At 71.7% G+C, this 24801-nt stretch carries 24 protein-coding genes and 1 tRNA gene; 17 read left to right on the top strand and 8 right to left on the bottom strand.

Annotation, left to right across the window (positions count from 1 at the left end; all coding sequences use genetic code 11):
• Positions 1–37 precede the first annotated feature (37 nt).
• Together recR and ASD16_RS14810 are read left to right on the top strand one after the other, a co-directional pair.
• Positions 38–637, top strand: a complete 600-nt coding sequence (gene recR / locus ASD16_RS14815; RefSeq protein WP_055918991.1) for a recombination mediator RecR — start codon at positions 38–40, stop codon at positions 635–637.
• 10 nt (positions 638–647) lie between these two features.
• On the top strand, positions 648–1211 hold the full coding sequence (locus tag ASD16_RS14810) for a DUF5063 domain-containing protein (protein WP_055918988.1): 564 nt from the start codon (positions 648–650) through the stop codon (positions 1209–1211).
• A 73-nt stretch (positions 1212–1284) separates the two neighbouring features.
• On the opposite strand, the gene ASD16_RS14805 is transcribed toward ASD16_RS14810, so the two are convergent.
• Positions 1285–2478, bottom strand: coding sequence for a cellulose-binding domain-containing protein (locus ASD16_RS14805; RefSeq protein ID WP_055918985.1), 1194 nt, complete (start codon positions 2476–2478; stop codon positions 1285–1287).
• 204 nt (positions 2479–2682) lie between these two features.
• Between ASD16_RS14805 and ASD16_RS14800 the strand changes: the two genes are divergently transcribed.
• Together ASD16_RS14800 and ASD16_RS14795 are read left to right on the top strand one after the other, a co-directional pair.
• Entirely contained in the window at positions 2683–3957 is a 1275-nt protein-coding gene (locus ASD16_RS14800; RefSeq protein WP_055918982.1) for an aspartate kinase, read from the top strand.
• A gap of 4 nt (positions 3958–3961) precedes the next feature.
• Entirely contained in the window at positions 3962–5011 is a 1050-nt protein-coding gene (locus ASD16_RS14795) for an aspartate-semialdehyde dehydrogenase (RefSeq protein WP_055918981.1), read from the top strand.
• Between the two features lie 79 nt (positions 5012–5090).
• Here the strand turns inward: ASD16_RS14795 and ASD16_RS14790 are convergent, their stop codons facing one another.
• Positions 5091–6584 (bottom strand): heme peroxidase family protein, encoded by a 1494-nt coding sequence (locus ASD16_RS14790; protein WP_055918978.1) that lies wholly within the window; start codon positions 6582–6584, stop codon positions 5091–5093.
• A gap of 129 nt (positions 6585–6713) precedes the next feature.
• Here ASD16_RS14790 and ASD16_RS14785 point away from each other — a divergent pair, with 129 nt between their 5' ends.
• The 9 genes from ASD16_RS14785 to ASD16_RS14745 all read left to right on the top strand — a co-directional run bounded on the left by ASD16_RS14785 (position 6714) and on the right by ASD16_RS14745 (position 16980).
• Positions 6714–7076, top strand: a complete 363-nt coding sequence (locus ASD16_RS14785; RefSeq protein WP_055918976.1) for a GntR family transcriptional regulator — start codon at positions 6714–6716, stop codon at positions 7074–7076.
• Positions 7073–7984 carry an ATP-binding cassette domain-containing protein gene (locus tag ASD16_RS14780; RefSeq protein WP_055918972.1) on the top strand — a complete coding sequence of 304 codons (912 nt, stop codon included), beginning with the start codon at positions 7073–7075 and terminating at the stop codon, positions 7982–7984. The genes ASD16_RS14785 and ASD16_RS14780 overlap by 4 nt, the downstream gene beginning before the upstream one ends.
• Complete coding sequence (locus ASD16_RS14775) at positions 7981–8721, top strand: hypothetical protein (RefSeq protein ID WP_055918969.1); 741 nt, start codon at positions 7981–7983, stop codon at positions 8719–8721. Before ASD16_RS14780 ends, ASD16_RS14775 begins: the two co-directional genes overlap by 4 nt.
• Positions 8722–8793: 72 nt before the next feature.
• Positions 8794–9693: an ABC transporter ATP-binding protein gene (locus ASD16_RS14770; RefSeq protein WP_055918967.1), complete on the top strand. Its 900-nt coding sequence runs from the start codon at positions 8794–8796 to the stop codon at positions 9691–9693.
• A gap of 1 nt (position 9694) precedes the next feature.
• A complete protein-coding gene (locus ASD16_RS14765; RefSeq protein WP_235523328.1) occupies positions 9695–10459 on the top strand; it encodes an ABC transporter permease in 765 nt (254 codons plus the stop codon).
• 246 nt (positions 10460–10705) lie between these two features.
• A complete protein-coding gene (locus tag ASD16_RS14760; protein ID WP_055920541.1) occupies positions 10706–13990 on the top strand; it encodes a glycoside hydrolase family 48 protein in 3285 nt (1094 codons plus the stop codon).
• Positions 13991–14123: 133 nt separating this feature from the next.
• Positions 14124–15464, top strand: a complete 1341-nt coding sequence (locus tag ASD16_RS14755; protein WP_055918960.1) for a sensor histidine kinase — start codon at positions 14124–14126, stop codon at positions 15462–15464.
• Positions 15452–16120: a response regulator transcription factor gene (locus ASD16_RS14750; RefSeq protein ID WP_055918957.1), complete on the top strand. Its 669-nt coding sequence runs from the start codon at positions 15452–15454 to the stop codon at positions 16118–16120. The genes ASD16_RS14755 and ASD16_RS14750 overlap by 13 nt, the downstream gene beginning before the upstream one ends.
• Positions 16117–16980, top strand: a complete 864-nt coding sequence (locus ASD16_RS14745; RefSeq protein WP_055918955.1) for a DUF4097 family beta strand repeat-containing protein — start codon at positions 16117–16119, stop codon at positions 16978–16980. Before ASD16_RS14750 ends, ASD16_RS14745 begins: the two co-directional genes overlap by 4 nt.
• A gap of 57 nt (positions 16981–17037) precedes the next feature.
• On the opposite strand, the gene ASD16_RS14740 is transcribed toward ASD16_RS14745, so the two are convergent.
• From ASD16_RS14740 to ASD16_RS14730, 3 genes are all read right to left on the bottom strand, one after another.
• A tRNA-Pro gene (locus ASD16_RS14740) sits at positions 17038–17111 on the bottom strand.
• A 48-nt stretch (positions 17112–17159) separates the two neighbouring features.
• The gene (locus ASD16_RS14735) at positions 17160–18098 is read right to left on the bottom strand and encodes a metallophosphoesterase (protein ID WP_055920539.1); all 939 of its coding nucleotides are present in this window, start codon (positions 18096–18098) and stop codon (positions 17160–17162) included.
• 8 nt (positions 18099–18106) lie between these two features.
• Positions 18107–20539: a transglycosylase domain-containing protein gene (locus tag ASD16_RS14730; protein ID WP_055918952.1), complete on the bottom strand. Its 2433-nt coding sequence runs from the start codon at positions 20537–20539 to the stop codon at positions 18107–18109.
• A 232-nt stretch (positions 20540–20771) separates the two neighbouring features.
• On the opposite strand from ASD16_RS14730, the gene ASD16_RS14725 reads away from it, so the two are divergent.
• Genes ASD16_RS14725 through ASD16_RS14720 form a run of 3 tightly spaced genes read left to right on the top strand, consistent with a single transcriptional unit; the run spans position 20772 to position 21756 of the window.
• Positions 20772–21065, top strand: a complete 294-nt coding sequence (locus tag ASD16_RS14725; RefSeq protein WP_055918949.1) for a WhiB family transcriptional regulator — start codon at positions 20772–20774, stop codon at positions 21063–21065.
• A gap of 38 nt (positions 21066–21103) precedes the next feature.
• Positions 21104–21262: a DUF4177 domain-containing protein gene (locus tag ASD16_RS21790; protein ID WP_146847999.1), complete on the top strand. Its 159-nt coding sequence runs from the start codon at positions 21104–21106 to the stop codon at positions 21260–21262.
• Positions 21262–21756, top strand: a complete 495-nt coding sequence (locus tag ASD16_RS14720; protein ID WP_055918946.1) for a RidA family protein — start codon at positions 21262–21264, stop codon at positions 21754–21756. Before ASD16_RS21790 ends, ASD16_RS14720 begins: the two co-directional genes overlap by 1 nt.
• Before the next feature lie 14 nt (positions 21757–21770).
• On the opposite strand, the gene ASD16_RS14715 is transcribed toward ASD16_RS14720, so the two are convergent.
• Together ASD16_RS14715 and ASD16_RS14710 are read right to left on the bottom strand one after the other, a co-directional pair.
• Positions 21771–22448: a Crp/Fnr family transcriptional regulator gene (locus ASD16_RS14715; protein ID WP_055918943.1), complete on the bottom strand. Its 678-nt coding sequence runs from the start codon at positions 22446–22448 to the stop codon at positions 21771–21773.
• A 127-nt stretch (positions 22449–22575) separates the two neighbouring features.
• On the bottom strand, positions 22576–22986 hold the full coding sequence (locus ASD16_RS14710; protein ID WP_055918940.1) for a hypothetical protein: 411 nt from the start codon (positions 22984–22986) through the stop codon (positions 22576–22578).
• 177 nt (positions 22987–23163) lie between these two features.
• On the opposite strand from ASD16_RS14710, the gene nth reads away from it, so the two are divergent.
• Complete coding sequence (gene nth, locus ASD16_RS14705) at positions 23164–23868, top strand: endonuclease III (protein WP_055918937.1); 705 nt, start codon at positions 23164–23166, stop codon at positions 23866–23868.
• Here the strand turns inward: nth and ASD16_RS14700 are convergent.
• Positions 23858–24799 carry an alpha/beta fold hydrolase gene (locus tag ASD16_RS14700; RefSeq protein ID WP_055918934.1) on the bottom strand — a complete coding sequence of 314 codons (942 nt, stop codon included), beginning with the start codon at positions 24797–24799 and terminating at the stop codon, positions 23858–23860. The genes nth and ASD16_RS14700 overlap by 11 nt on opposite strands.
• Between the last annotated feature and the right edge of the window lie 2 nt (positions 24800–24801).

Raw genomic sequence — 24801 nt, 5'->3', positions numbered from 1 at the left:
CGACGGCGGGACGGCAACCACCCCGTAGGCTGACGGTGTGTACGAAGGCGCGGTCCAGGACCTGATCGACGAGCTCGGGCGACTGCCCGGGGTCGGTCCCAAGAGCGCCCAGCGCATCGCGTTCCACATCCTGTCGGCGGACCCGGCGGAGGTCCGACGGTTGTCGGACGCGCTCACCGAGGTGAAGCTGCGGGTCCGGTTCTGCGAGATCTGCGGGAACGTCGCGCAGGAGGCGCAGTGCCGCATCTGCCGGGACCCGCGCCGCTCGCCGACGTCGATCTGCGTGGTCGAGGAGTCCAAGGACGTCGTCGCCATCGAGCGCACCCGGGAGTTCCGCGGCAAGTACCACGTGCTCGGCGGGGCCATCAACCCGATCGCAGGCGTCGGTCCGGACGACCTGCGCATCGCGGGTCTCATGACGCGCCTCGCGGACGGCACGGTCACCGAGGTCATCCTGGCCACGGACCCGAACGTCGAGGGCGAGGCGACGGCCACCTACCTGGCGCGGCTCCTGGTCCCGATGGGGCTGACGGTCAGCCGGCTGGCATCGGGCCTGCCGGTGGGTGGGGACCTGGAGTACGCCGACGAGGTCACCCTCGGCCGGGCGTTCGAGGGCCGCCGACGGATCAGCGCGTAGGAGGAGCACGATGAGCACAGCCGACGCCGACCTCCGCGACATCGCCGAGTCCGTGGCGACCGAGGCCCGCAGCTACCTGACGACGATCACCGAGGTCGCGTCGGGGGCCAACCCGGACGCGTCCCTGCCCTTGCTGCTGCTCGCGGTGAGCGACATGCTCGCCGCCGGCGCCCGGCTGGGGGCGACCACCGACGTGGTGCCCTCCGAGCGGTTCGAGCCGGACGTCGGCCCCGACCCGGACGTGGAGCCGCTGCGGGCCAACCTCGCGAACGTGTTCGAGGGCATCGACGAGTACGCCGAGGTGGTCGACCCGCTCCTGGGCGTCGACGTCCAGCCGGCGAGCGTGTCGGGGGACCTCGTCGCGATCGCCGGGGCGCTGGCCCAGGGGCTGCGGCACTACGAGACCGGTGGCGTGCTCGAGGCCCTGTGGTGGTGGCAGTTCTCGTACCTGTCGGACTGGGGCGAGCGCGCGTCGTCCGTCCTGCGCACCTTGCAGACGATGCTGGCGCACCTGCGGCTGGACGTGGAGGACGATGTCGCCGCCGAGGCCGAGTACGACGCCCTGCAGCCCTGACGCTCCCCCGTGTTCCGCACAGCACGCGGACGGGGGCATCCGTCCGCGTGCTGTGCGCAGCTGCTGAGGAGGGTCAGCAGCCGACCCGGTTGTTCGCGACGACGATGTCGTCGAACCACAGGGTGTCGCTGCCCTCGCCGTAGCTCTCCCAGCCGAGCCGCAGGTCCGTCAGGCGCGGCGACCACGCCTTGGCCAACCACTGACCGTCGATGTCGTGCGTCGGCGTGCCGTCGACGATCAGGCCCCGGATGGCGTAGCCGTCGACCCGCGTGAGCATGCGACCCGTGCCGTCCACCTCGATCTCCACGCAGGCCCAGTACGACGCCGGCAGCGACGCGCTCAGCGCCACGCCCGCGGGGCTCTGCTCAGGGAGGGTCGCGTCGTCCGACGAGCGGTTCCACTGCAGCCGCCCGTTCTGGCCGCCCATCCGCAGGTCACGGTTGCCGTCGTTCGCGTCGTTCATCGCGAGGAACGTGACGTGCGAGGTCGGCAGCTCGGTGGTGTGCCGGACGTAGAACCGCACGTAGTACGTCTGCGAGAGCCGGGTCAGGTCGGCCGCTGCCTGGGCGAACACGTGGTTGCAGTAGCCGGCGGCGCCGGTGATCTTGAGCGAGCGGGTGCCGGTGTGCGCGACCGTGCTGTCGATCGAGGCGGTCCCGGTACCCGAGCAGTCGGGGTGCTTCACGCTCCAGGGGCTGCTGACCGTCGTCCCGGTCTGGGACTCGAGGCCGTCGCAGAAGAGTGCCGTGCTGCAGTCCGGGTTGGGCGGGACGGTGGGCGTGGGCGTGGGCGTGGGCGTCGGTGTGGGGGTGGGTGTCGGCGTGGGCGTCAGGGTGGGGGTCGGGGTCGGCGTCGGTGTGGCCGTCGGGTTCCCGCCGTTGCACGTGACGCCGTTGAGCACGAACGTCGTCGGAGCCGCGTTCGTGCCGCTGAACGTGCCCTGGAAGCCGAACGACGTGCTCCCGGCCGCGGGGATCTCGCCGTTCCACGCCGCGTTCGAGGCGGTCACGCTGGACCCGGTCTGGACCACGTTGGCGTTCCACCCCTGCGTCACGCGCTGCCCGGAGGGGAACGCCCAGGTGAGCGTCCAGCCGTGTGCGGCCTCGCCGGGGCTGATGCGCACGTCGGCCGTGAAACCACCGGGCCAGGAGTTCGCCGTCCAGCTGACCTGACAGCCGGTGGCGGCCTGGGCGGTGAGCCCGACGAGGGTGCCGACGCCGGCCAGCACGGCGACGACGACGGCGGTGAGTGCAGCGCGGACGCGCATGACGGTTCCTCTCGGTCGCGCGCCCGGTGCCCCCTGCGGTCAGGCGTCGCACTGGCAGCGTGCTGTGCCGCGGGCCGCGGCGGGAGGGCCCCAAACGCTTCACCATGAGCGGGGACGATCCGGCATCTGAAACTCGGTGCCCACCTGGTGGGCACGGCCGTACACTCGCCCGGACCTGTCCGAGCCCGCGAAAGAGCTCTCCCCGTGGCCCTGATCGTGCAGAAGTACGGCGGTTCCTCCGTCGCCGACGCCAGCAGCATCAAGCGCGTCGCCAAGCGCGTGGCCGAGGCGAAGCGCGCCGGTCACGACGTCGTCGTGGTGGTCAGCGCGATGGGCGACACCACGGACGAGCTCATCGACCTGGCCCAGCAGGTCACGCCGCTGCCGCCGCAGCGTGAGATGGACATCCTGCTGACCGCGGGCGAGCGCATCTCGATGTCGCTGCTCGCCATGGCCATCCACAACCTGGGCGTCGACGCGAAGTCGTTCACCGGGCAGCAGGCCGGGGTCATCACCGACGAGGCGTACGGCAAGGCGCGGATCATCGACGTCACGCCCAGCCGGATCCGGGACACCGTCGCGCGGGGCTCCGTCGCCATCGTCGCCGGGTTCCAGGGCGTCAACCCGTCCACCAACGACGTGACCACCCTCGGTCGCGGCGGGTCGGACACCACGGCCGTCGCGCTCGCCGCGTCCCTCAAGGCGGACGTCTGCGAGATCTACACCGACGTGGACGGCGTGTTCACCGCGGACCCGCGGATCGTGCCGACCGCGCGCAAGCTGGACCGGGTCAGCTACGACGAGATGCTCGAGCTCGCGGCCAGCGGCGCCAAGGTGCTGGTCCTGCGCTGCGTCGAGTACGCGCGCCGGTACGGGGTACCGATCCACGTGCGCTCGTCGTTCACCACTCATACGGGCACGTTCGTCACCGACCAGCCCGCCGCCGAAGGAGAGATTGTGGAACAGCCGATCATCGCCGGCGTCGCGCACGACCGCAGCGAGGCCAAGATCACGGTCGTGGGCGTGCCCGACGTGCCCGGCAAGGCCGCGCGGATCTTCGAGGTCGTCGCCAGCGCCGGCGTGAACATCGACATGATCGTGCAGAACGTCTCGGTCGCCGCGACGGGCCTGACGGACATCTCCTTCACGCTGCCCGCCACGGACGGCGCCGCCGCCACGGCCGCCCTCAGCGAGCACCAGCCGGACATCGGTTTCGCGTCGCTGCAGTACGACGACACGATCGGCAAGCTCTCGCTCATCGGCGCGGGCATGCGGTCGCACCCCGGGGTCTCGGCGCGGCTGTTCGCCGCGCTGTCGGACGCGGGGGTCAACATCGAGATGATCTCGACGTCGGAGATCCGGATCTCCGTGGTCACGCGCGCCGACTCGCTCGACGAGGCGGTCCGCGCTGTGCACACGGCGTTCGACCTGGACTCCACGGAAGACGAGGCCGTCGTGTACGGCGGGACGGGACGGTAGGGACATGGGACTGAACATCGCGGTGGTCGGTGCCACCGGCCAGGTCGGCAGCGTCATGCGCCGGCTGCTGGAGGAGCGCGACTTCCCCGTCGCCTCGATCCGCTACTTCGCATCGTCGCGCTCGGCCGGGACCACGCTGCCGTGGAAGGGCACGGACGTCGTGGTCGAGGACGTCGAGACCGAGGACCTGTCGGGCATCGACGTGGCCCTGTTCTCCGCCGGTGGTGCGGCGTCGAAGGTGCACGCCCCCCGGTTCGCCGCGGCCGGTGCGCTGGTCATCGACAACTCCTCGGCGTGGCGTCGCGACCCCGAGGTCCCGCTCATCGTCTCCGAGGTGAACCCGGGTGCGATCGCGGTTGCCGTCAAGGGCATCATCGCCAACCCGAACTGCACCACCATGGCCGCGATGCCGGTGCTCAAGGTCCTGCACGACGAGGCCGGACTCCGGCGTCTCGTCGTGTCCACGTACCAGGCGGTCTCCGGGTCGGGCCTCGCCGGGGCCGACGAGCTCGACAGCCAGATCCGCGCAGCCGTCGAGCAGGACACGCTCGCGCTGGTGCACGACGGGTCCGCCGTGACCCTGCCAGCTCCCGTGAAGTACGTCCGGCCGATCGCGTTCGACGTCATCCCGCTCGCCGGGTCGATCGTGGACGACGGGCTGAACGAGACCGACGAGGAGCAGAAGCTCCGGCACGAGTCGCGCAAGATCCTCGACATCCCCGGGCTGCTGGTGTCGGGCACCTGCGTGCGCGTCCCGGTGTTCACGGGCCACTCGCTGTCGATCAACGCCGAGTTCGCCCGTCCGCTGAGCCCGGAGCGCGCCGCCGAGCTGCTGGCCGACGCCCCGGGTGTGCAGCTGACCGACGTGCCGACGCCGCTGGAGGCCGCCGGTCAGGACCCGTCGTTCGTCGGCCGCCTGCGCCAGGACGAGGGCGTCGAGGGCGGCCGTGGTCTGGCGCTGTTCATCAGCAACGACAACCTCCGCAAGGGCGCCGCACTGAACGCGGTCCAGATCGCCGAGCTGGTCGCAGCCCAGCGCCTCACCGCCGTCTGACACACCGCAACGTCCGCACTCGAGGGCCCCCCAGCCTTCCCGAGTGCGGACGTTGCTGTGTCCCGACCCGTTGCGCGGGTCAGGCCAGGGCGCCGACCACGCCGGCGGCCGTGAGCAGGTCCGTGATCCCGAACTCGTCGTCGGTGCCGTAGGTCGGGGTCCAGTCGGGGTCCTGGGACAGGTACGACGACGGGTCGCCGTCGATGAGCCCGTGGAACACCTCGGCGACGATGCGCCCGCCCACCGGCCCCAGGTGCTCGCCGCCGGCGCGGACGTCGGCCTCCCGCAGCACGTAGAACCACAGGGGCGTCCGCTTGTGCAGCCCGAAGGGCTCGAGGTCGGCCAGCTCGGACTCGTGCAGCGGGGTCTCCTGCATGGCGGCGGCGACGCGCTGCCCGGAGGGCACCTCCATCGTCAGGCCGCGGACCAGGTTGCGGATGGCGAGCGAGTCCGGCTCGTCTGACGGCTGGCCCAGCAGGTGGAACAGCGCCGACGACAGCTTGGTGTCGATGCGCTTGTTCCGGCGCACCTGGCCGCCGCCGAAGTCGAAGAACGTCTGCCAGTCGATGAACCGTCGTGGTGCCCGGCAGCCGCCGCGCAGGTCGGCGGGGTCGGTGCCGGTGGCGGTGTGGTCGAAGATGACCGCGAAGAACTGGAGCGTGCGGTCGGTGGCGGACGTGCCGAAGTTCGCGCGGTAGCTGGGCCGCACCTGGGAGTGCCCGAACCGGTAGGCGGCGACGGAGAACTCGACGGGGATGTACGGGGAGTTCCGCCACCGGTAGAACTTCCGGCCGTTCGTCAGGATGTCCGCGACGAGGGCGTCACCGCAGGTCAGCGGCAGGAACTCGTGCAGGATCATCCACTGGTAGTGCCACCGGGCGATCCGCTGGGCCTCCGCGAACAGCTCGCCAGGTGTGGCGAGCGGGCCGAGGTCGTCCCGGACGTCGGCGACGACCCGGTTGTGGAAGCGCAGGAACGCCAGGTGCAGCTGGTCGACGATGAGGTTCTCGTCGTTGCGCGGGTCGCCGATGAGCGCGGTGCCCTGGGCGTTGCGCGGGACGTCGTACCGCACGACTCCGTCGATGCAGACCGCCTCGGACCCGGCGTTGGGCTCGACCAGCATCGTGGTGCGGCCGTGGTCGACGCTCTGGTCGTACAGGTGCGGTGAGACGCCCGGTCCGCCGCCGTAGACGCTGTCCAGGTCCAGGGCAGGGATGCGGAAGTTCCGGAGCGACTCGGGGTCCTGGGTGCGGGCGAGGCTCGAGGTCGGGTCGAACGTCATGTCGTGGTCGAGGAACTGCCCGAGGAACGTCATGCCGGCGGTGAGGCGTGGGTTGTCGGGGTTGTCGACGCTGAGGGTCGGGTCGACGATCAGCGCGAACGGATCGGCTGTCGGGCTCTCGTTGGTGTCCATCGGACCCCCGGGTCTGCCCAGCTGGACGAGCGCGGCGCGGACTGTGGGCGTGTCGGCGGCGAACCCCGGCAGTGCCGGGAAGAGCCTGCCGAACCGGCCCTGGTCGTAGAACGTGGACTTCGGTGTGCGGATGCCCTGGTCGGCGTCTCCGTGCGGCATGGCTCCCCCTGCGACGTCATTGGCGGTCATCCGGGATGAGCGCCCCGCGGCGTGGCAGATACCCCTTGTGCAGCGGGCGGGTCCTATGGTTAGTTGGTCAAGTAACGAACCACAGAACGGAGGCGCGCGATGTTCGACGGGCGCGACCCCCTGTACGTGCAGATCGCCGACCAGATCCGCATCGACGTGCTGTCTGGAGCCCTACGAGCGGAGGAGCAGGTCATGTCGACGACGCAGTACGCGACGACGTTCCGGATCAACCCCGCGACCGCCGCCAAGGCGTTCACCGAGCTGGTCGACGAGGGCGTCCTCTACAAGCGCCGCGGCATCGGCATGTTCGTCGCCGAGGGCGCACGTGAGCGGCTGCTCGCCCAGCGCCGGGAGTCGTTCTTCGCCGACGTCGTCGAGCCGATGCTCGAGCAGGCACGCGTGCTGGGCATCGGCGTCGACGAGATCGTCGACCTGCTCCGCGAGAAGGAGGGACCGCGATGAGCGGCTTCGGCGTCGAGGTCCGGGACCTCACGGCCCGCTACGACACGACGGTCGCGCTCGACGCGGTGTCGTTCACCATCCGACCGGGCGTGATCACCGGGCTGCTGGGCCGCAACGGCTCCGGCAAGACCACCGCGCTGTCCGTGCTGGCTGCCTTCCGTCGCAAGACGTCCGGCACGGTGCTCGTCGACGGGGAGGACCCGTGGGAGAACCCGCGGGTGCTGGCCGGCACATGCCTGGTGCGTGAGAGCGGCGACGTCCCGGTCGACCAGAAGCTCCAGGCGACCCTCGAGTTCCTCGGCGACCGCCGACCGCTGTTCTCCCGTGAGCTGGCGGACTCGCTGATGGACCGCTTCGAGCTCGACCCGCTCACCAAGCCGAACAAGCTGTCCCGTGGCAAGCGGTCCGCGTTCGGGGTCGTCGTCGGGCTCGCGAGCCGCACCCCGCTGACCCTGCTCGACGAGGTGCACCTCGGCATGGACGCGCCCTCGCGGTACGCGTTCTACGACGTCCTGCTCGCCGACTGGCTGGAGCACCCGCGCACGATCGTCCTGTCCAGCCACCTGATCGGTGAGGTCGAGCGGCTGCTCGAGGACGTCGTCGTGCTCGACCGCGGCAGCGTGCTGACGGCCGCCGACGCGGACACGCTGCGCAGCGGCGGCGTCACGGTCACGGGGGCGGCGGAGGCGGTCAGTGCGTTCGTCGCCGACCGGGATGTCGTCGCGCGCCAGCAGCTCGGCCGCACCGCCCAGGCGACCCTCATCGGGACCCGGCCGGACGACACAGCCCGCGCCGCGCAGGCAGGTCTCGAGCTGGGACCGGTGGCCCTCCAGGACCTCTTCGTCCACCTGACCGACCGCCCGAAGGGGGCCGCGCCCACGCGGCCGAGCACGGAGGAGTCCCGATGAGCATCGACACGGCACGCGTCCCCACGCGCAGCTCGGTCCGCGCCACCGCGACCTGGGTGTTCTGGATGAACCTGTACATGGCGGGATGGTTCTGGTTGATGGCGACCATCGTCATCACCGCCGCTCTCGTGGTGATCAACGTGGTGGGCGAGGTCAACACGAGCGTGGTCGCGTTCGCCCGGCAGGGTGCGATCTGGTTCCCGTTCTCCGTGCTCATCGCGATCACGGCGGCGTACCTGCCGGTGCACGTCGCGGCCGGCCTGACCCGTCGCTCCCTCTCGTTCGGGTCGCTGATCGGCGCAACCGGGACTGCCCTCGTGTACGGGGGTGCGTTCGCCGGGCTCCTCCTGCTCGAACGAGCGGTCTTCTCGGCGTTCGGGTGGCAGTGGCGGATCCTGGACGACATCACCTACACCTCGTGGGGGATCGGACCGGTGATCGTCAGCACCACGCTGATCTTCGTCGTCGCCTACGTGTCCGGCCTGCTGGTGGGGATGACCTACCAGCGCGCCGGCGGCTGGTTCGGGACGCTCGCCCTGCCGCTCACGGCCGGTCCCGTCCTGCTGGTCTTCGCCCTGTTCGCGCAGGACGCCGGCCCCTTCTCCACCTCCGCGCTGTTCGGCGGCGACCAGCCGTTCCTCGTCGCCTCCGCGGCGACTCTGCTGATCGCGGGAGCCATGGCCTTCGCGTTCGACCGCCTCACGCGCGGCGCGTCCGTGCCCAACCGCACGTCCTGACCCCGTCCATCGCTCCGGGACCGGCATTCGCCGCTCCCGCGGCACCGCACACCCTCGTGAGAAGGAGCGACCATGCCCGTCATCCAGGTCGAGCACCTGCACAAGCGCTACGGCGACACCGTCGCGGTCGACGACGTCAGCCTCGAGGTCCACCGCGGCGAGATCTTCGGCGTGCTGGGCCGCAACGGGGCCGGCAAGACCACCACCGTGGAGATCGTCGGCGGTCTCCGGCAGGCCGACTCCGGGACCGTCCGCGTCCTCGGGCTCGACCCGGTCCGGGACCGCAGCCGCCTCCGGGAGGTGGTCGGCCTCCAGCTCCAGGAGAGCCAGCTCCAGCCGAAGCTCGGTGTGCGCGAGGCCCTCGACCTGTACGCGTCCTTCTACCCGGACCCCGCCGACCCGGCGCAGCTGCTCGACGAGCTGGGCCTGACCGATCGGGCCGATGCGCGGTTCGAGCAGCTGTCGGGCGGCCAGAAGCAGCGGCTGTCGGTCGCGCTCGCGCTCGTCGGCAACCCGCAGGTCGCCATACTCGACGAGCTCACCACCGGCCTCGACCCGCACGCGCGCCGCGACACGTGGGAGGTCGTGGAACGGATCCGCGACCGCGGCGTGACGATCGTGCTGGTCACGCACCTCATGGAGGAGGCCGAGCGGCTCTGTGACCGGATCGCCCTGATCGACGCCGGCCGCGTGGTGGCGACGGGGACACCGGGGGACCTGGTGGCACGGGCGACCGCCGAGCAGGTCCTGCGGTTCCGCCCGTCGGGTCCGGTCCCCGTCGGGCTGCTGGAGACCGTCGCGACCGTCACGCACGCCGACGACGGCACCATCGAGGCCCGGGGCCGGGACAACGTCGTGCAGGACGTGCTCGTCGCCCTCGCCCAGCACGGCATCCGCCCCGAGAGCCTGCGCCTCGAGCAGAGCTCGCTGGAGGACGCCTTCGTCGCACTCACCAGCCATGTGGAGGTCTGACATGTCCAGCAGCAGCGCGCTCACCCGCCTCACGGTCGTCGAGTCCCGCCTGTTCCTCAGGGAGCCGTCCAACGCGTTCTTCGCCGTCCTCTTCCCCGCCGTCCTGCTCACCGTGCTCGGCCTGGTGATGCCCTGGGCGGACCAGCCCTTCGACGACACGGACCCGGTCCTGTCGCAGGTCAACGGCATCACCGGCTACGCGCCGACGGTCCTGGCGCTCGCGGTCGCGACGGTCGCGCTGTCCACCTTCCCGACGACGATCGGCAACTACCGCGGCCGCGGCGTGCTCAAGCGGCTGTCCACCACCCCCGTGCCGCCGTCGCGCATCCTGGTCGCGCAGGTGCTGGTGAACCTGGGGGCGCTGCTGGTCGCGGCGGTCCTCATGTACGTGCTCGGCGCCGCCGTGGTGGGCGTGGCCGCACCCGCGGACCCGCTTGTCCTGCTCCTGGCGCTCGTGCTCACCGTGCTGGCGGCGTTCGCGGTGGGCTCCGTGATCGCGGCGCTCGCGCCGACGGCGGCCGCGGCCACGGCCTGGGGGATGAGCGTGTACTTCGCGTCGCTGTTCTTCGCGGGGGTCTGGCTCCCGCTGCCGCTGATGCCCGACGTCATCCAGACGATCGCCGGCTTCACCCCGCTCGGCGCGGGCAGCGAGGCGCTCGCGGCCGCGTGGTGGGGGCAGCCGTTCCCGACGTCGTCCCTGCTGGTCATGGCGGTGTGGACCGTTATCGGGGTGCCCGTGGCGGCGCGGTTGTTCCGGTGGTCGTGACGGCCATGTGGTCGCGCTCCCACTCGAATCGTTTAGGAGTCTGGACGCTGGCTGTGGACCGCCGGAAAGTGGGCGCCGACCCGGCCGCTGTCTGCCCGGAGACCCGCGCCGCTGCGGGCCGAACCGGCATCGACGGCCAGTTCCTTCGTGCACCTCCGTCACCGCTCCCACGCGCACGCGCGTGGGAGCGCCGGGACGTGCCCGCGGCGTAGCGGGACGTGCCCGACAGCCAGAAAGGTACGAATGATGTCCTCATCGACCCGACGGCGAACTGCCTGGGTGGCCACGGCCACCCTGAGCGCAGCTTCGCTGCTGGCCATCTGCGGGGTTCAGCCCGCGATGGCCGCCACACCGGCCGCTCTCCCGGCCGCCGTACCTGCCGCGGTCGCGGCTGCGACGCCGACCGGCGAGTACGCGCAGCGGTTCCTCGCGCAGTACAACAAGATCAAGGATCCAGCCAACGGCTACTTCAGCGCGCAGGGCATCCCGTACCACTCCGTCGAGACCCTCATCGTCGAGGCTCCCGACTACGGCCACGAGACGACGTCGGAGGCGTACTCCTACTGGGTGTGGCTCGAGGCCCTCTACGGCCAGTTCACCGAGGACTGGGCCCCGCTCAACAACGCGTGGGACACCCTCGAGAAGTACATGATCCCGACGTCGGCGGACCAGCCGACCAACTCGTTCTACAACCCGAACAGCCCGGCGACGTACGCCTCGGAGTTCAACCACCCGAGCAGCTACCCGTCGCAGCTCAACAGCGGCGTGACGTCGGGCAAGGACCCCATCGGCGCAGAGCTGAAGTCCACGTACGGCAACTCGGACATCTACGGCATGCACTGGCTCGCCGACGTCGACAACAAGTACGGGTTCGGCGCGACCCCGGGTGCGGGCTGCGAGCTCGGCCCGACAGCGACCGGCACGTCCTACATCAACACGTTCCAGCGCGGCCCGCAGGAGTCGGTCTGGGAGACCATCCCGCAGCCGTCGTGCGAGGAGTTCAAGTACGGCGGTCCCAACGGCTTCCTCGACCTGTTCACCAAGGACGCGTCGTACGCGAAGCAGTGGAAGTACACCAACGCCCCCGACGCCGACGCGCGCGCGATCGAGGCCGTCTACTGGGCCAACCAGTGGGCGACCGCGCAGGGCAAGCAGTCGCAGGTCGCCGGGACGGTGGCCAAGGCCGCCAAGATGGGTGACTACCTGCGGTACGCCCTGTTCGACAAGTACTTCAAGGCGATCGGCTGCACCTCGCCGTCCTGCCCCGCCGGCTCCGGCAAGGAGAGCTCGCTCGGTCTGCTCTCCTGGTACTACGCCTGGGGTGGCGCGCTCGACTCGTCCGCCGGCTGGGCCTGGCGCATCGGTTCGTCGCACGCGCACTTCGGCTACCAGAACCCGCTCGCGGCCTGGGTGCTGTCGACGGACGCGGCCCTCACGCCGAAGTCCCCGACGGCCAAGTCGGACTGGGCCGGCTCGCTCGAGCGCCAGCTGGAGTTCTACACCTGGCTGCAGGCCCCCCAGGGCGGCATCGCCGGTGGCGCGACCAACAGCTGGGACGGCGCGTACGCGACGCCTCCGGCCGGCACGCCCACGTTCTACGGCATGGGCTACACCGAGGCGCCCGTCTACAACGACCCGCCGTCGAACCAGTGGTTCGGCATGCAGGCGTGGGGCGTCCAGCGCGTCGCCGAGCTCTACTACGCCTCGGGCAACGCGCAGGCCAAGAAGGTCCTCGACAAGTGGGTCCCCTGGGTCGTCGCCAACATCTCCACCGACGGCGCCAACTGGAAGGTCCCCTCGGAGCTGACCTGGACCGGCAAGCCGGACACCTGGAACAAGGCCAACCCGGGCGCCAACTCCGGCCTCTCGGTCACGGTCAAGAGCTACGGCCAGGACGTCGGCGTCGCCGGCGACACCGCCCGTGCGCTGCTCTTCTACGCCGCCAAGTCGGGCGACACCGCGTCGCGCGACAAGGCCAAGGCGCTGCTCGACGCCATCTGGGCCTCCAACCAGGACAGCCTGGGCGTCGGCAGCCCCGAGACCCGTGGCGACTTCCTGCGCTTCGACGACACCTACGTCGCCGGCGGCAACGGCGTCTACGTCCCGTCCGGCTGGACCGGCAAGATGCCCAACGGCGACGTCATCAAGCCGGGCGTGTCCTTCCTGGACATCCGCACCTGGTACAAGAACGACCCGAGCTGGTCGAAGGTCGAGACCGCACTGGCCACCGGTGTGGCGCCGACGTTCACGTTCCACCGGTTCTGGGCCCAGACCGCCATCGCGGGTGCGCTCGGTGACTACGCGCGGCTGTTCGAGGGCACCACGCCCCCGCCGGTCGACACCACGGCACCGTCCGTCCCGACGGGTCTGCTCGCCGGCACCACCACGTCGACGTCGGCCACGATCTCGTGGACGGCCTCGACGGACAACACCGGTGGCTCCGGCGTCGCGGGCTACGACATCTACCGCGGCACGACGAAGGTCGGCTCCTCGACCACCACGTCGTTCACGGACACCGGCCTGACCGCGTCGACGGCGTACTCGTACACCGTCCGGGCCAAGGACGTCGCGGGCAACGTGTCCGCCGCGTCGTCGGCCCTCTCGGTCACCACCAAGGCCACGCCGTCCGACACGACCGCGCCGAGCGTCCCCACGGGCCTCGCCGCGAGCGCTGTCACCCAGAACAGCCTCACGCTGTCCTGGGCGGCGTCGACCGACAACAGCGGCGGGTCCGGCATGGCCGGGTACGACGTGTACCGGGGCACGACGAAGGTCGGCTCCACCACGACGACGTCGTACTCCGACACCGGTCTGACGGCGGCCACGGCGTACTCGTACACCGTCCGGGCGAAGGACGTGGCGGGCAACATCTCCGCTGCGTCGTCGGCCCTGTCGGTGACGACCCTGCCGGGGACCACCACCGACACGATCGCCCCGTCGGTGCCCTCGGGCCTCGTCGCGACGACCGTCACCCAGACCAGCGTCGCCCTCACGTGGACCGCGTCCACGGACACGGGTGGCTCGGGCCTGGCCGGGTACGACGTCTACCGGGGCACGACGAAGGTCGGCACGCCGACCTCCGCGTCGTACACCGACAGCGGCCTCACGGCGGCGACGGCGTACCAGTACACCGTGCGGGCACGGGACAACGCGGGCAACGTGTCCGCCGCGTCGTCGGCCCTCTCGGTGACGACCCAGCCGGTCACGTCGACCAGCTCCTGCAAGGTGACCTACACCGCCAGCAGCTGGAACACGGGCTTCACGGCCTCCGTCAAGGTGACCAACACGGGCACGTCGGCACTGAACGGCTGGACCCTCGGGTTCTCGTTCGCCAACGGCCAGAAGGTCACCCAGGGCTGGAGCGCCGACTGGTCGCAGTCCGGCACGGCGGTCACGGCGAAGAACGCTGCGTGGAACGGCACCCTCGGGGCCGGTCAGAGCGCGGACATCGGGTTCAACGGCTCCCACACGGGGACCAACACCAACCCGACGGCGTTCACGCTGAACGGCGCCACCTGCACCATCGGCTAGTGCACTGACGAACGGGCCGGTCCTCCTGCGAGGGCCGGCCCGTTCGGCTGTCCGGGGGTAGGGCCAACCCCACGCCCCGCTCGTGGGTGGTCAGGCTGTCTGCGGGTCCGCCCCGACCCCTAGCGTCACTGTCATGACCTCACCGACGCCTCCGGGCAGCGTGTCCGACGACCTCCGGGTCGTCGCCCCCGCCTTCGTCGACCTGCGCGCGCTCGCGGCCGCCCCCGTGTCGGTGGCGACCTGGCGCGGCATCTCGCAGGTCGTCATCGGCTCGTTCGTCCTGTTGTTCGCCTTCCTCGTGCTCACGGTCGCGGTCTCGCTGTCGCTGAGCCTCGTGATCCTGTTCGTGGGCATCCCGATGCTCATCGCCACGCTGTGGTTGTGCCGCCCGTTCGCGCAGCTCGAGCGGGCGCGGCTGCACGCCCAGCTGGCGGTGGCGATCTCCGCCCCCCGGTACCCGCAGCGGCAGGGTGTGTGGGCCTCCTGGGGCGGCGTGCTGGCCGACAGCCGGACCTGGGCGCACGCGGCGTACATCCTGGTCGCCGGGCTGATCCTGACGGTGCAGAGCGTCGTGGTGAGCGTCGCCGGCGGGTTCGCCGTCGGCGGTCTCGTCTACCCGGTCGTGGCCCTCGCCAACGGCATCAGCCACCCGCCGGTCCCACTGGTCCTCATGGTCCCCGCGGCCGTCCTGCTCGTGTGGGTGACTGCTCTGGCCACGCAGGCCGGCTCGCTCGCGATGGTCCGCACGGCGCGGGCGCTCGTCGGCGGGTCGGCCCGGGCCGAGGCGGTCGAGGCCGCGCGGCAGGCCCAGGCGCGAGCCGCGCAGGCCGAGGGTCGTGCGGTCCAGCTCACGCAGACGCGGACCGCCGCGGTCGGGGCCGCCGACGAGGAGCGCCGGCGCATCGAGCGCGACCTGCACGACGGCGCGCAGCAGCGGCTGGTCGCGCTCGGCGTCGAGCTTGGTGCCGCCCGGCGCAAGGCGTCGAGCGACCCCGAGGCGGCCGCCGCCCTGGAGCACGCGCACCGTGAGGTCAAGGAGACGCTCGCCGAGCTGCGGGACCTCGTCCGGGGCATCCACCCGGCCGTGCTGACCGACCGCGGGCTCGACGCCGCGCTGTCCGCGCTCGCGGCCCGCAGCCCCGTCCCGGTCCGCGTCGACATCCCCGACCCCCCGTCACTGAACCGCGCGAGCACGTCCGCACAGGCCGCCGCGTACTTCGTCGTCGCCGAGGCCCTGACCAACGCCGCCAAGCACGCGTCGGCCAACGCCGTGACCGTGCGGGCGGACGTCACCCCGGCCGCCATGCTGCGGCTGGTGATCGCCGACGACGGTCGCGGGGGAGCGGTCGCCACGCCCGGCAGCGGGCTCGACGGACTGCGCTCCCGTGTCGCCGCTCTGGACGGCACCTTCGACCTGGACAGCCCGGCCGGAGCCGGCACGCGAGTGACTGTGGAGGTGCCGTGCGCATCGTGATCGCGGAGGACTCGGTCCTCCTGCTGGACGGCCTCACCCGGCTGCTCGTCGCCGAGGGGCACGACGTCACCGGCTACACCACCGCCGACGAGGTCGTCGCCGCCCTGGGTCCGTCCGCCGCCGTGCCCGACATCCTGGTCACCGACGTCCGGATGCCCCCGTCGCACACCGACGAGGGTCTGCGGGCCGCGGTGCACCTGCGCAGCCTCCACCCGCGGCTGCCCGTGCTGGTCCTGTCGCAGTACGTGGAGCAGCGGTACGCCCGCGAGCTCTTCGCCGGCGACGTGCGCGGCCTCGGCTACGTGCTCAAGGACCGCGTGGCGGACGTGGACGAGTTCCTCGACGCCCTCGGCCGCGTGGCCGGCGGCGGCACGGTGATCGACCCCGAGGTCGTCGCCCAGATCCTCGCCCGGACCCGCCGGTCCGGCCTCGAGACCCTCACCCCGCGCGAGCGGGACGTGCTCGGCCTCATGGCGGAGGGCCGCTCCAACGCGGCCATCGCCGACCGCCTCGTCGTCGGACTCCCGGCCGTCGAGAAGCACGTGACCTCCATCCTCACCAAGCTCGACCTCCCGCAGGCTGCCGACGACCACCGCCGCGTGCTCGCCGTGCTGCGCTGGCTCGAGCACGAACCCACGAACGGAGAACGACCATGACCAGCACCCTGGAGCGGCCGGTCGACGCCCCGAGCCCCGCCCCGCGCGGCCCCGGCGCCCACGCCCTGACGTGGACCGGCGCGATCGTGGGAGGTGTCCTGCTGCTGTCGGGCGCCTACAGCGCGGTGGACCTGCTCGTCATGGGGTCCGACGACGCGACGACGACCTCCGAGGAGGCCTCGTACGCCGCCGCGTCCCTGGTCGAGATCGTCGCCGACGGGCACGTCACCGTCACCACCGGAGGCGACCGCGTCGAGGTCGCGCGCACCGCGAGGACCGTGCTGGCGGCCGCGCACTACCGGGTCGACGAGCTCGGCGACGAGCTGCGCGTGAGCTACCGCTGCGACTGGTGGCGGCCCGGGTTCTGCTCCGCCTCCCTCGACGTGACCGTCCCGGACGGGACCGCGGTCGTGGTCCGCGCCAGCGACGGCTCGGTGACCGCCACGTCGCTGAGCGGGGCGCTCGACGTGCACGTCAGCGACGGGGAGACCGACGTCTCCGACATCGACGGCGACGTCACCGTCCGCACCGCCGACGGCCGGACGTACGTGAGCGACGTCCGCGGCTCGGTGGACGTCAGCGCAGCCGACGGCGACATCACCGTCTCCGACGTCTCCGGCGCGGTCACCACCCGGGCCAGCGACGGGCGCACCGAGATCTCCCGCGCCCGCAGCGACATCGACGCTCACGCGAGCGACGGCAGCGTCACCGTGTACGGCACGGGGGAGCCGGTCGCGCTCGACCTCTCCACGAACGACGGCGGCCAGACCATCGAGGGTCCCGTCGACCCGACCTCGTCGATCAGCGTCCGGATCCGTACCAGCGACGGCCACGCGGCGTACCTCGGCCCCCGCGACTGACTGCACGAGAAAGGCCCCTGATCAGCAGATCTGCTGATCAGGGGCCTTTCTCGTCTGTCGGGGTGGCGGGATTCGAACCCACGACCTCTTCGTCCCGAACGAAGCGCGCTACCAAGCTGCGCCACACCCCGTGGAGCCTGGCAAGGATAGCCGACGACCGGGGGTGGAACGAAACTGGATCAGGCTGCCACGAGTGTGAGCAGCGTCGCCTCGGGCCGGCACGCGAACCGCACGGGGGCGTACGGCGACGTGCCGAGCCCTGCGGAGACGTGCATCCATGTCGAGCCCGCGCCGCCCGGCTGGTCCGGACGCGGCCCCGGCCAGCCGTGCAGACCCTTGGCGCGGCGGGTGTCGAGGTCGCAGTTGGTCACCAGCGCACCCCAGAACGGGAGCGCCAGCTGGCCGCCGTGCGTGTGGCCGGCGATCGCCAGGTCGACGTCGTCCGCGTGCATCGAGTCGAGGACCCGGCGGTAGGGAGCGTGCGTGATGCCGAGGTGCAGGTCGACGGGCGCCGAGCCGGTGCGGGCGTCGTCGTCGCCTCCGGCTGCCGGGAACTGGTCGCGGTCGAGGTGCGCGTCGTCGGTGCCGACGAGGGACAGCACCCGGCCGTCGACCTTGACGACGTCCCGACGGTTGGTGAGGTCGATCCAGCCGGCCGACCGGAAGCGGGACGTGAGCTCGCGCCACGGCAGCTCGGCCGGCCGCTGCGCCGGGCTCCGGCGGGCGTCCGGCAGCAGGTACCGGGCGGGGTTCTTGGGCGTGGGTGCGATGTAGTCGTTGGAGCCCAGCACGAATGCCCCGGGGACCGCGAGGTGCGGCTCCAGGGCCTCGAGCAGGGCAGGCATCGCGTCGAGGTGCGCCCAGTTGTCGCCCGTGTCGACGACCAGGTGCGGGTCGAGCGAGGCGAGGTCCTTGACCCAGTCGACCTTCTTGCGCTGGCCGGGCGTCAGGTGCAGGTCCGAGATGTGCAGGATGCGCAACGGGTCCTGACCGGCGGGGAGCACCGGCACGGTGACCTGCCGCAGCGTGTACCAGCGCACCTCGATCAGCGACGCGTACGCGAGCGCGCCCGCACCGGCGAGAGCGAGTGCTCCCGCGGTGCGGGTGACGCCGGACATGGTGACCACTAGGGCTTGGGGTTGTTGCCGTTGCCGTTGCCGCGGCCGTCACCTGGGCCCGGCCACCCGGGCAAGCCCGGCTGGTTCGGATCCGGGGCGGGCGCCTGGCCGTTGGACAGCGTGAGCGTGATGTACGAGCCGCGCGCCGCGGTGCCCGACGGGCTCTGCGACACGACCGTGCCCGCGGGGAGCGCGGAACCGACCTGCTCGGGCGCGATCGACGCCCGGAACCCGGCACCGGCGAGCCGGTTGCGGGCGTCCGCCTCGTTGAGGCCGACCACGGACGGGACGGCGACCTTCTCGCCGAACACCTCCTTGTCCCCAGGCGGGGCGAAGTCGGGGTTGGGCGTGCCGTCGTTCAGGGCGCTGATCATGAACCGCTTCCAGGTCGGCGCCGCGACCGACGAGCCGTACGCCCTGCGCACGAACTTTCCGCCGATCCAGACGTCCTTGACCGGGATCACCCCGTCGCTGTGCCCCACCCAGACCGCTGTCGCGAGGCGCGGCGTGTAGCCGACGAACCACGTGTACTCGTTCTCCGACGTGGTGCCCGTCTTGCCCGCCGACGGGAACGGAGGAGCTCCGACGGAGTCGGCGGTGCCCTGCCAGACGTGCGAGAGCGCGAAGTTCAGGGCGTTCGCGATCCGAGGCTCGAGCACCTGCTTGCAGTCGGCGTTCGGGACGGCGAGGGACTGGCCGTTGGTGTCCGTGACGCTGAGGATCGCGATGGGCTTGCAGTACACGCCGCCGGAGGCGAAGGAGGCGAACGCCGCGGCCATGGTGAGCGGCGCGACACCGTCGGAGCCGAGCACGTTGGCGGGGAGGACCTTGAACGGCTCCCCGTTGCTCGCCTGGTGGACGCCCAGCGAGGACGCGGTCTCGATCATCCCGCAGAGGTCGATCTGGGTGGCCATGGCGATGTACCCGGAGTTGACCGAGTTCTTCGTCGCGTCGAGGACCGACATGACGGCGCCCTTGCCCTCGGCGTTCCCGAACTTGTACGGCGCGCCGGCGAGGGTGGTGCAGGACGCCTTGAACGCGGACATCGGGTACTGCATGGGCTTGCCGTCGATGACCTCGTTGAGGCTGTGGCCTTCCTTCAGCCACTGGGCGAGCGTGAACGGCTTGAACGTCGATCCGGGCGCGAACCCCTTCGAGGCGCCGTACGCGGCGTCGGTGTTGTAGTTGACCGCGTCCTCGCCCGGGCCCGGGCTGGAGGTCGGGTTGAACACGGTGGTCTGCGCCATCGCGCTGATCTTGCCGGTGCCGGGCTCGACGACGGAGATCGCGGACTTCACGCCGGACGCGTCGCCGACGGGGACGCCCGCCTTGACCTCGGCGTCGGCGGCTGCCTGCAGCCGGGGGTCCAGCGTGGTGGTGATGGTGAGGCCGCCGGTGTAGAGCAGGGCCTTGCGGGCGTTGCGGTCCGGACCGAACGCCTCGTCGTTGAGGATCACCTTGGTCACGTAGTCGCAGAAGTAGCCGGAGCCGGCCACGACGTCACCGGCGGCCATGCAGCCCTGCTTCAGGGGCTGCACGTGCATCGTGTCCGGAAGCGGGGTCGCGATCCCGGCAGCGTACTCCTCGTCGGTGATGAAGGCCTGCTCGTTCATGAGCTTGAGGACGCGGTCACGGCGGGTCTGGGACGCCTCGGGGTTGAGCACCGGGTCCCACTTGGTGGGGCTCTGCGTCACGCCGGCGATCGTGGCGGCCTCGATGTAGTTGAGGTCCTTGGCGGGCTTGCTGAAGTAGTACTGCGCGGCGGACTCCGCCCCGTACACCGACGCCCCGAAGGGTGCGATGTTCAGGTACTTCTCGAGGATCTCGTCCTTCGTCATCGTCTTCTCGAGAGCGATGGCGAGCTTCGCCTCCCGCAGCTTGCGGGCGTACCCCTCGGTGCCCTCGGCGCCACGTGCGTCCTGCAGGGCGTCGAGCCGCTCGGCCTCGGTCTCCTTCGCCAGCGCGGCGTCGATCAGGACGTTCTTGATGTACTGCTGCGTGAGCGTCGACGCGCCCTCCTGGCCGCCGTCGGAGTCCGCCTGGTTCTTCACGAACGCCCGGAGCATGCCCGTGGGGTCGACGCCCACGTGCTGGTAGAAGCGCTTGTCCTCCGTCGCGATCACCGCGTGCTGCAGCAGCGGGGAGATCTCCGCGAGGGGGACGACGACCCGGTTCTGGTCGTAGAACGTGGCCAGCAGCGTGCCGTCCGCGGCCCTGATGACCGACTTCTCCGGCAGCTGCTTCTGCTCCAGCTCGGTCGGCAGGTCGTCGAAGGCGGTGACCGTGATGTCGGTGACCCCGTTGGCGACGGCGACTCCGGGCAGGACGAGGCCGGCAGCGAGCACGCCGCTGATGCCTGCGACGAGCGCGAAGGTGAGCAGGAGGGCCAACGCCTGGAAGGCGTTGACCTGTCGGCCGCGCGGACGCGCAGGGTTCGGCATGCCGTCAGGGTAGTCGGACGGGCTGTCACGACTCCGGCAGAACGGCGCCAGGCGCCCCGACCTGCACGGGACCTGCACATCGACGCTGGGTCGGTTCTGACCCGGTCATACGTCCATCTGACGATATGACCCGAACGGAGTCTCGCCAGGAAGGTGTTCGGACCAGTAGTTTCCCGGCAGGACTCGGTGCGGATGCCACGGCAATCCCCCGTCAGCGTGCTCGGGAGGATGAGTGACGACACTCGCGCAGGACGCGCACTGGACAGCGCTCGCAGCGTGCGGGACGGGCAAGCTCGCACCCGACGCGCTCTTCGTCGAGGGCGCTGCCCAGCGTGAGGCGCGCACGGTGTGCACCGGCTGCCCCGTGCGGTTGGCCTGCCTCGCCGACGCGCTCGACAACCGGATGGACTTCGGGGTCTGGGGCGGCATGACGGAGCGCGAGCGGCGGGCCCTGCTCCGTCGTCGCCCCGAGGTGCGGTCCTGGCGGAACGAGCTCGTCGGGACGGACGTCGTCGACGCGGTGTGAGAGCGCTCCGACGGCGCGCAGGGCCCTAGGGTGACCCCATGGCAACGACGTGGGAGTACGCGACGATTCCGCTCATCATTCACGCCACGAAGGCGATCCTCGACCAGTGGGGAGCCGACGGCTGGGAGCTCGTCCAGGTGATCCAGGGGCCGGACGCCGGCCTCGTGGCCTACCTCAAGCGGCCCAAGGAGTCCTGATGGGCGCCGCCGCGCGGCTCGCTGACCTGGGTCTGGAGCTGCCCGAGGTGGCACTGCCCCTCGCGGCGTACGTACCGGCCGTCCGGTCCGGCGCCTACGTCTACACCTCCGGTCAGCTCCCGCTCGTCGCCGGTGCGCTGCAGGCCACCGGCAAGGTCGGTGTCGGCGACGGTCTGGTCCCACCCGACGACGCCGCCGGGTACGCGCGGACGTGCGCGCTGAACGCGCTCGCCGCCGTCGCCGCGGTGGTCGCCGCCGAGGGTGGGCCGCAGGGCGCCGACGCGCTCGACCGGATCCTGCACGTCACCAAGGTCGTCGGCTTCGTGGCCAGCGACCCGGCGTTCACCGGTCAGCCCGCCATCGTCAACGGCGCCAGCCTGCTGCTGCACGCCGTCCTCGGTGACGCGGGCGTGCACGCGCGGTCGGCCGTGGGCGTGGCCGTGCTGCCGATGGACGCACCGGTCGAGGTGGAGATCGTCGTCGAGCTGGCCTGAGCCCGTTCGAGGGCTCAGCGCGCCCGGCGCTCCAGGCGTTCGACGTCGAGCAGCACGACTGCGCGGCCCTCCCGGCGTACCCAGCCGCGGGCCGCGAAGTCGGCCAGCGCCTTGTTCACGGTCTCGCGCGACGCTCCGACGAGCTGTGCGAGCTCCTCCTGGGTGAGGTCGTGCGCGACGCGGATCCCCTCGTCGACCTTCTCGCCGAAGCGGGTCGACAGGTCCAGCAGCGCCTTGGCGACGCGACCGGGGACGTCCGAGAACACCAGGTCGGCGAGCGCCTCGTTGGTCCGGCGCAGCCGTCGGGCCAGTGCCTGGAGCAGGTGCTGTGCCACGGTCGGCTTGTCCTGGAGCCAGCGGATCAGGTCACCGTGCCCGAGCTCGAGCACCACCGCGTCGGCGACGACGGTCGCGGTCGCCGTGCGGGGGCCGGGGTCGAAGAGGCTCAGCTCGCCGAACATCTCACCCGGGCCGAGGACAGCCAGCAGGTTCTCGCGGCCGTCGTTCGAGCGTCGGCCCAGCTTGATCTTGCCCTCGCGCACGACGTAGAGCCGGTCACCGGGCTCGCCCTCCTGGAACAGGGCGTCGCCACGCGCGATCTCGATCGGCTTCATCGTCGCGACGAGCGCCTCGGACGCCTCCGGGTCGAGCCCGGCGAACAGCGGCGCCGACAGCACGATGTCGTCCTCCACGGGGACACCTCACCTCTCTGGCCGCACCCCGGTTCTTCCCGGTCAGCGGCAACGTTCACGATGAAGACGGCCGAACCGGCCGCTGGTCAGCGGCCTGATCCGCACTCAGTCTGCCCCATGGTGGGCGTCATCCGCGGCCCAGGTGCTCCCGGAGGCCGGCGACGATGACACCGGGGTCCGCCGCGAGGCGTGCGACGAGCCGGTCGGTGGCCCGCGTCAGGGCGTCCTCCACGCCGGCGGCGTAGGTCGAGAGCTGCTCGTCGAGCGCCCTCAGCTCGCCCAGCCGGTCGACGGCTTCGGTGCTGGAGTCGAGCACCGCCGCGAGGGCAGCGGGGCGGGGGACGTCGAGACCCACGTCGAGCGGGAGCTGGAAGGCCATCTCCTCGCCGAGGGTCTGCGGGCGGGCGGCCTGCGCGACCGCCAGGTCGAGGCGGGCGCGGACGAGCCGACGCCACCAGGCGACCCGGGCGCGCTCGGCACGCAGGGCGCGCCGGTCGAGGCGGAGATCGTTGACCCGTTGCTCGACGGGTGACGTCATGGGGCAGGTCCTCCTCGGACGGGCACCTCGAACGGGTGCCGTGGGTGGATTCGGCCCGGTACGGGTCGACCTTGAGCGCAGAGGCCGGGGTGGGGGCCCAGATCACTCCAAGGGAGCAACGCCGCAGGTCAGAGGTGACGCGTTCGGGTGTGGGCGCCGCGTCATAGGCTGCCGGTCGTGACCGGAGCAGACACAGAGGTGGAGTCCGCCCTCGCCCGCACGCGCCGCGCCCGACGGGTGGACCGTGCCCTGGCCGTGCGGTACCCCGACGCGCACTGCGAGCTGGACTTCACGTCGCCGTTCGAGCTGCTGGTCGCGACGGTGCTCTCCGCGCAGACGACCGACGTCCTCGTGAACCTCACCACCCCGACCCTCTTCGCGCGCTACCCGGACGCCGCGGCGCTCGCCGCAGCGAACCCCGAGGAGGTCGAGGAGATCCTGCGACCGACAGGCTTCTTCCGGGCCAAGACGAAGTCGGTCATGGGGCTGTCCCGGGACCTCGTCGACCGGTACCACGGGGAGGTCCCGGGGCGGCTCAAGGACCTCGTGACGCTGCCCGGCGTGGGACGCAAGACGGCCAACGTGGTGCTCGGCAACGCGTTCGGCGTGCCGGGCATCACCACGGACACGCACGTCATGCGGCTCTCCCAGCGGCTCGGCTACACCACGAGCAAGGACCCGCTGGTGGTCGAGCAGGAGCTCGGTGCGCTGCTGCCCCGCAAGGACTGGACGATGGCCTCGCACCGGCTGATCTTCCACGGCCGGCGCACCTGCTTCGCCCGCAAGCCCGCGTGCGGTGCGTGCCCGGTCGCGTCGATGTGCCCGTCGGCGGGGATCGGGGAGATCGACCCCACGAAGGCGCTGGCGATGGTCAAGCCGTGACGGGCTCGACCTCGCGCAGCCACGTCAGGAGCAGGTCGGTGACGCGGTCCGGGGCCTCCTCCGCGGGGTAGTGCCCGGCCTGGGGCAGCAGCTCGAACTGGTAGCGCGAGGCCACCAGCGCGGCGGTGTCCTTGGACAGGGCGGCGCGGGACGCGGGACGCAGGCCGTCGCGACCGCCGTGCACCTGCAGGACCGGGACCGGCCGGGTGCTCTCCTCGAGCGTCGCGTGGTAGCGGCGGCCGTCGGGACGCGGCATCGACCGGACCATCCAGCGCAGCTGTTCCATCTGGCTGTGCGCCGCGAACGGCACACGCGCCGCGGAGCGGTACGTCGACTCCGCACGGGCGTCGAGCCAGCCGGGGGAGCCGCCCCACTCCCGCAGGAGGCGCGCCACCAGGTCGCCCTCCATGAGCGCCTGCTCCGGGAACGACGGGAGCTGCACGAACGCGAGCCGGCGCAGGGCGGACGGGCGGATCGCGGCGCGGGGGTGCCCGCGGGTGTCCAGCGGGTGGGGGGCCGCGAGCGCGGCGACGGCGCGGACGCGGTCGGGCTGCAGGCCGGCCATCGCCCACGCGATCTCGCCGCCGGTCCCGCTGCCCACGACCACCGCGTCCGCGGCACCGAGCGACTGGATGACGCCCGCGACGTCGGCGGCCAGCGTCGGGACGTCGTACCCGACGGGCGGCTTGTCGGAACCACCCGTGCCGCGCACGTCCATGGCCGCCACGCGGTAGCCGGCGTCGGCGAGGACCGGCAGCTGGTGGCGCCACGCCCACCAGAACTGCGGGATCCCGTGCAGGAGCACGACGAGCGGGGCGTCGCGGTCGTCAGGGCCGGCGACGGCCACGTGGAACCGGGCGCCGTTCGCGGCCACGTAGCGGTGCTCCCAGGGGCCGTCGATGAGGAGCGAGGCGGAGTCGACGGTGCTCATCG

It is taken from the genome of Cellulomonas sp. Root485, assembly GCF_001426705.1.
Lineage (GTDB): Bacteria > Actinomycetota > Actinomycetes > Actinomycetales > Cellulomonadaceae > Cellulomonas.
The sequence above is the reverse complement of the archived record's forward strand: the minus strand, read 5'-3'. Positions and strand labels throughout refer to the sequence as shown.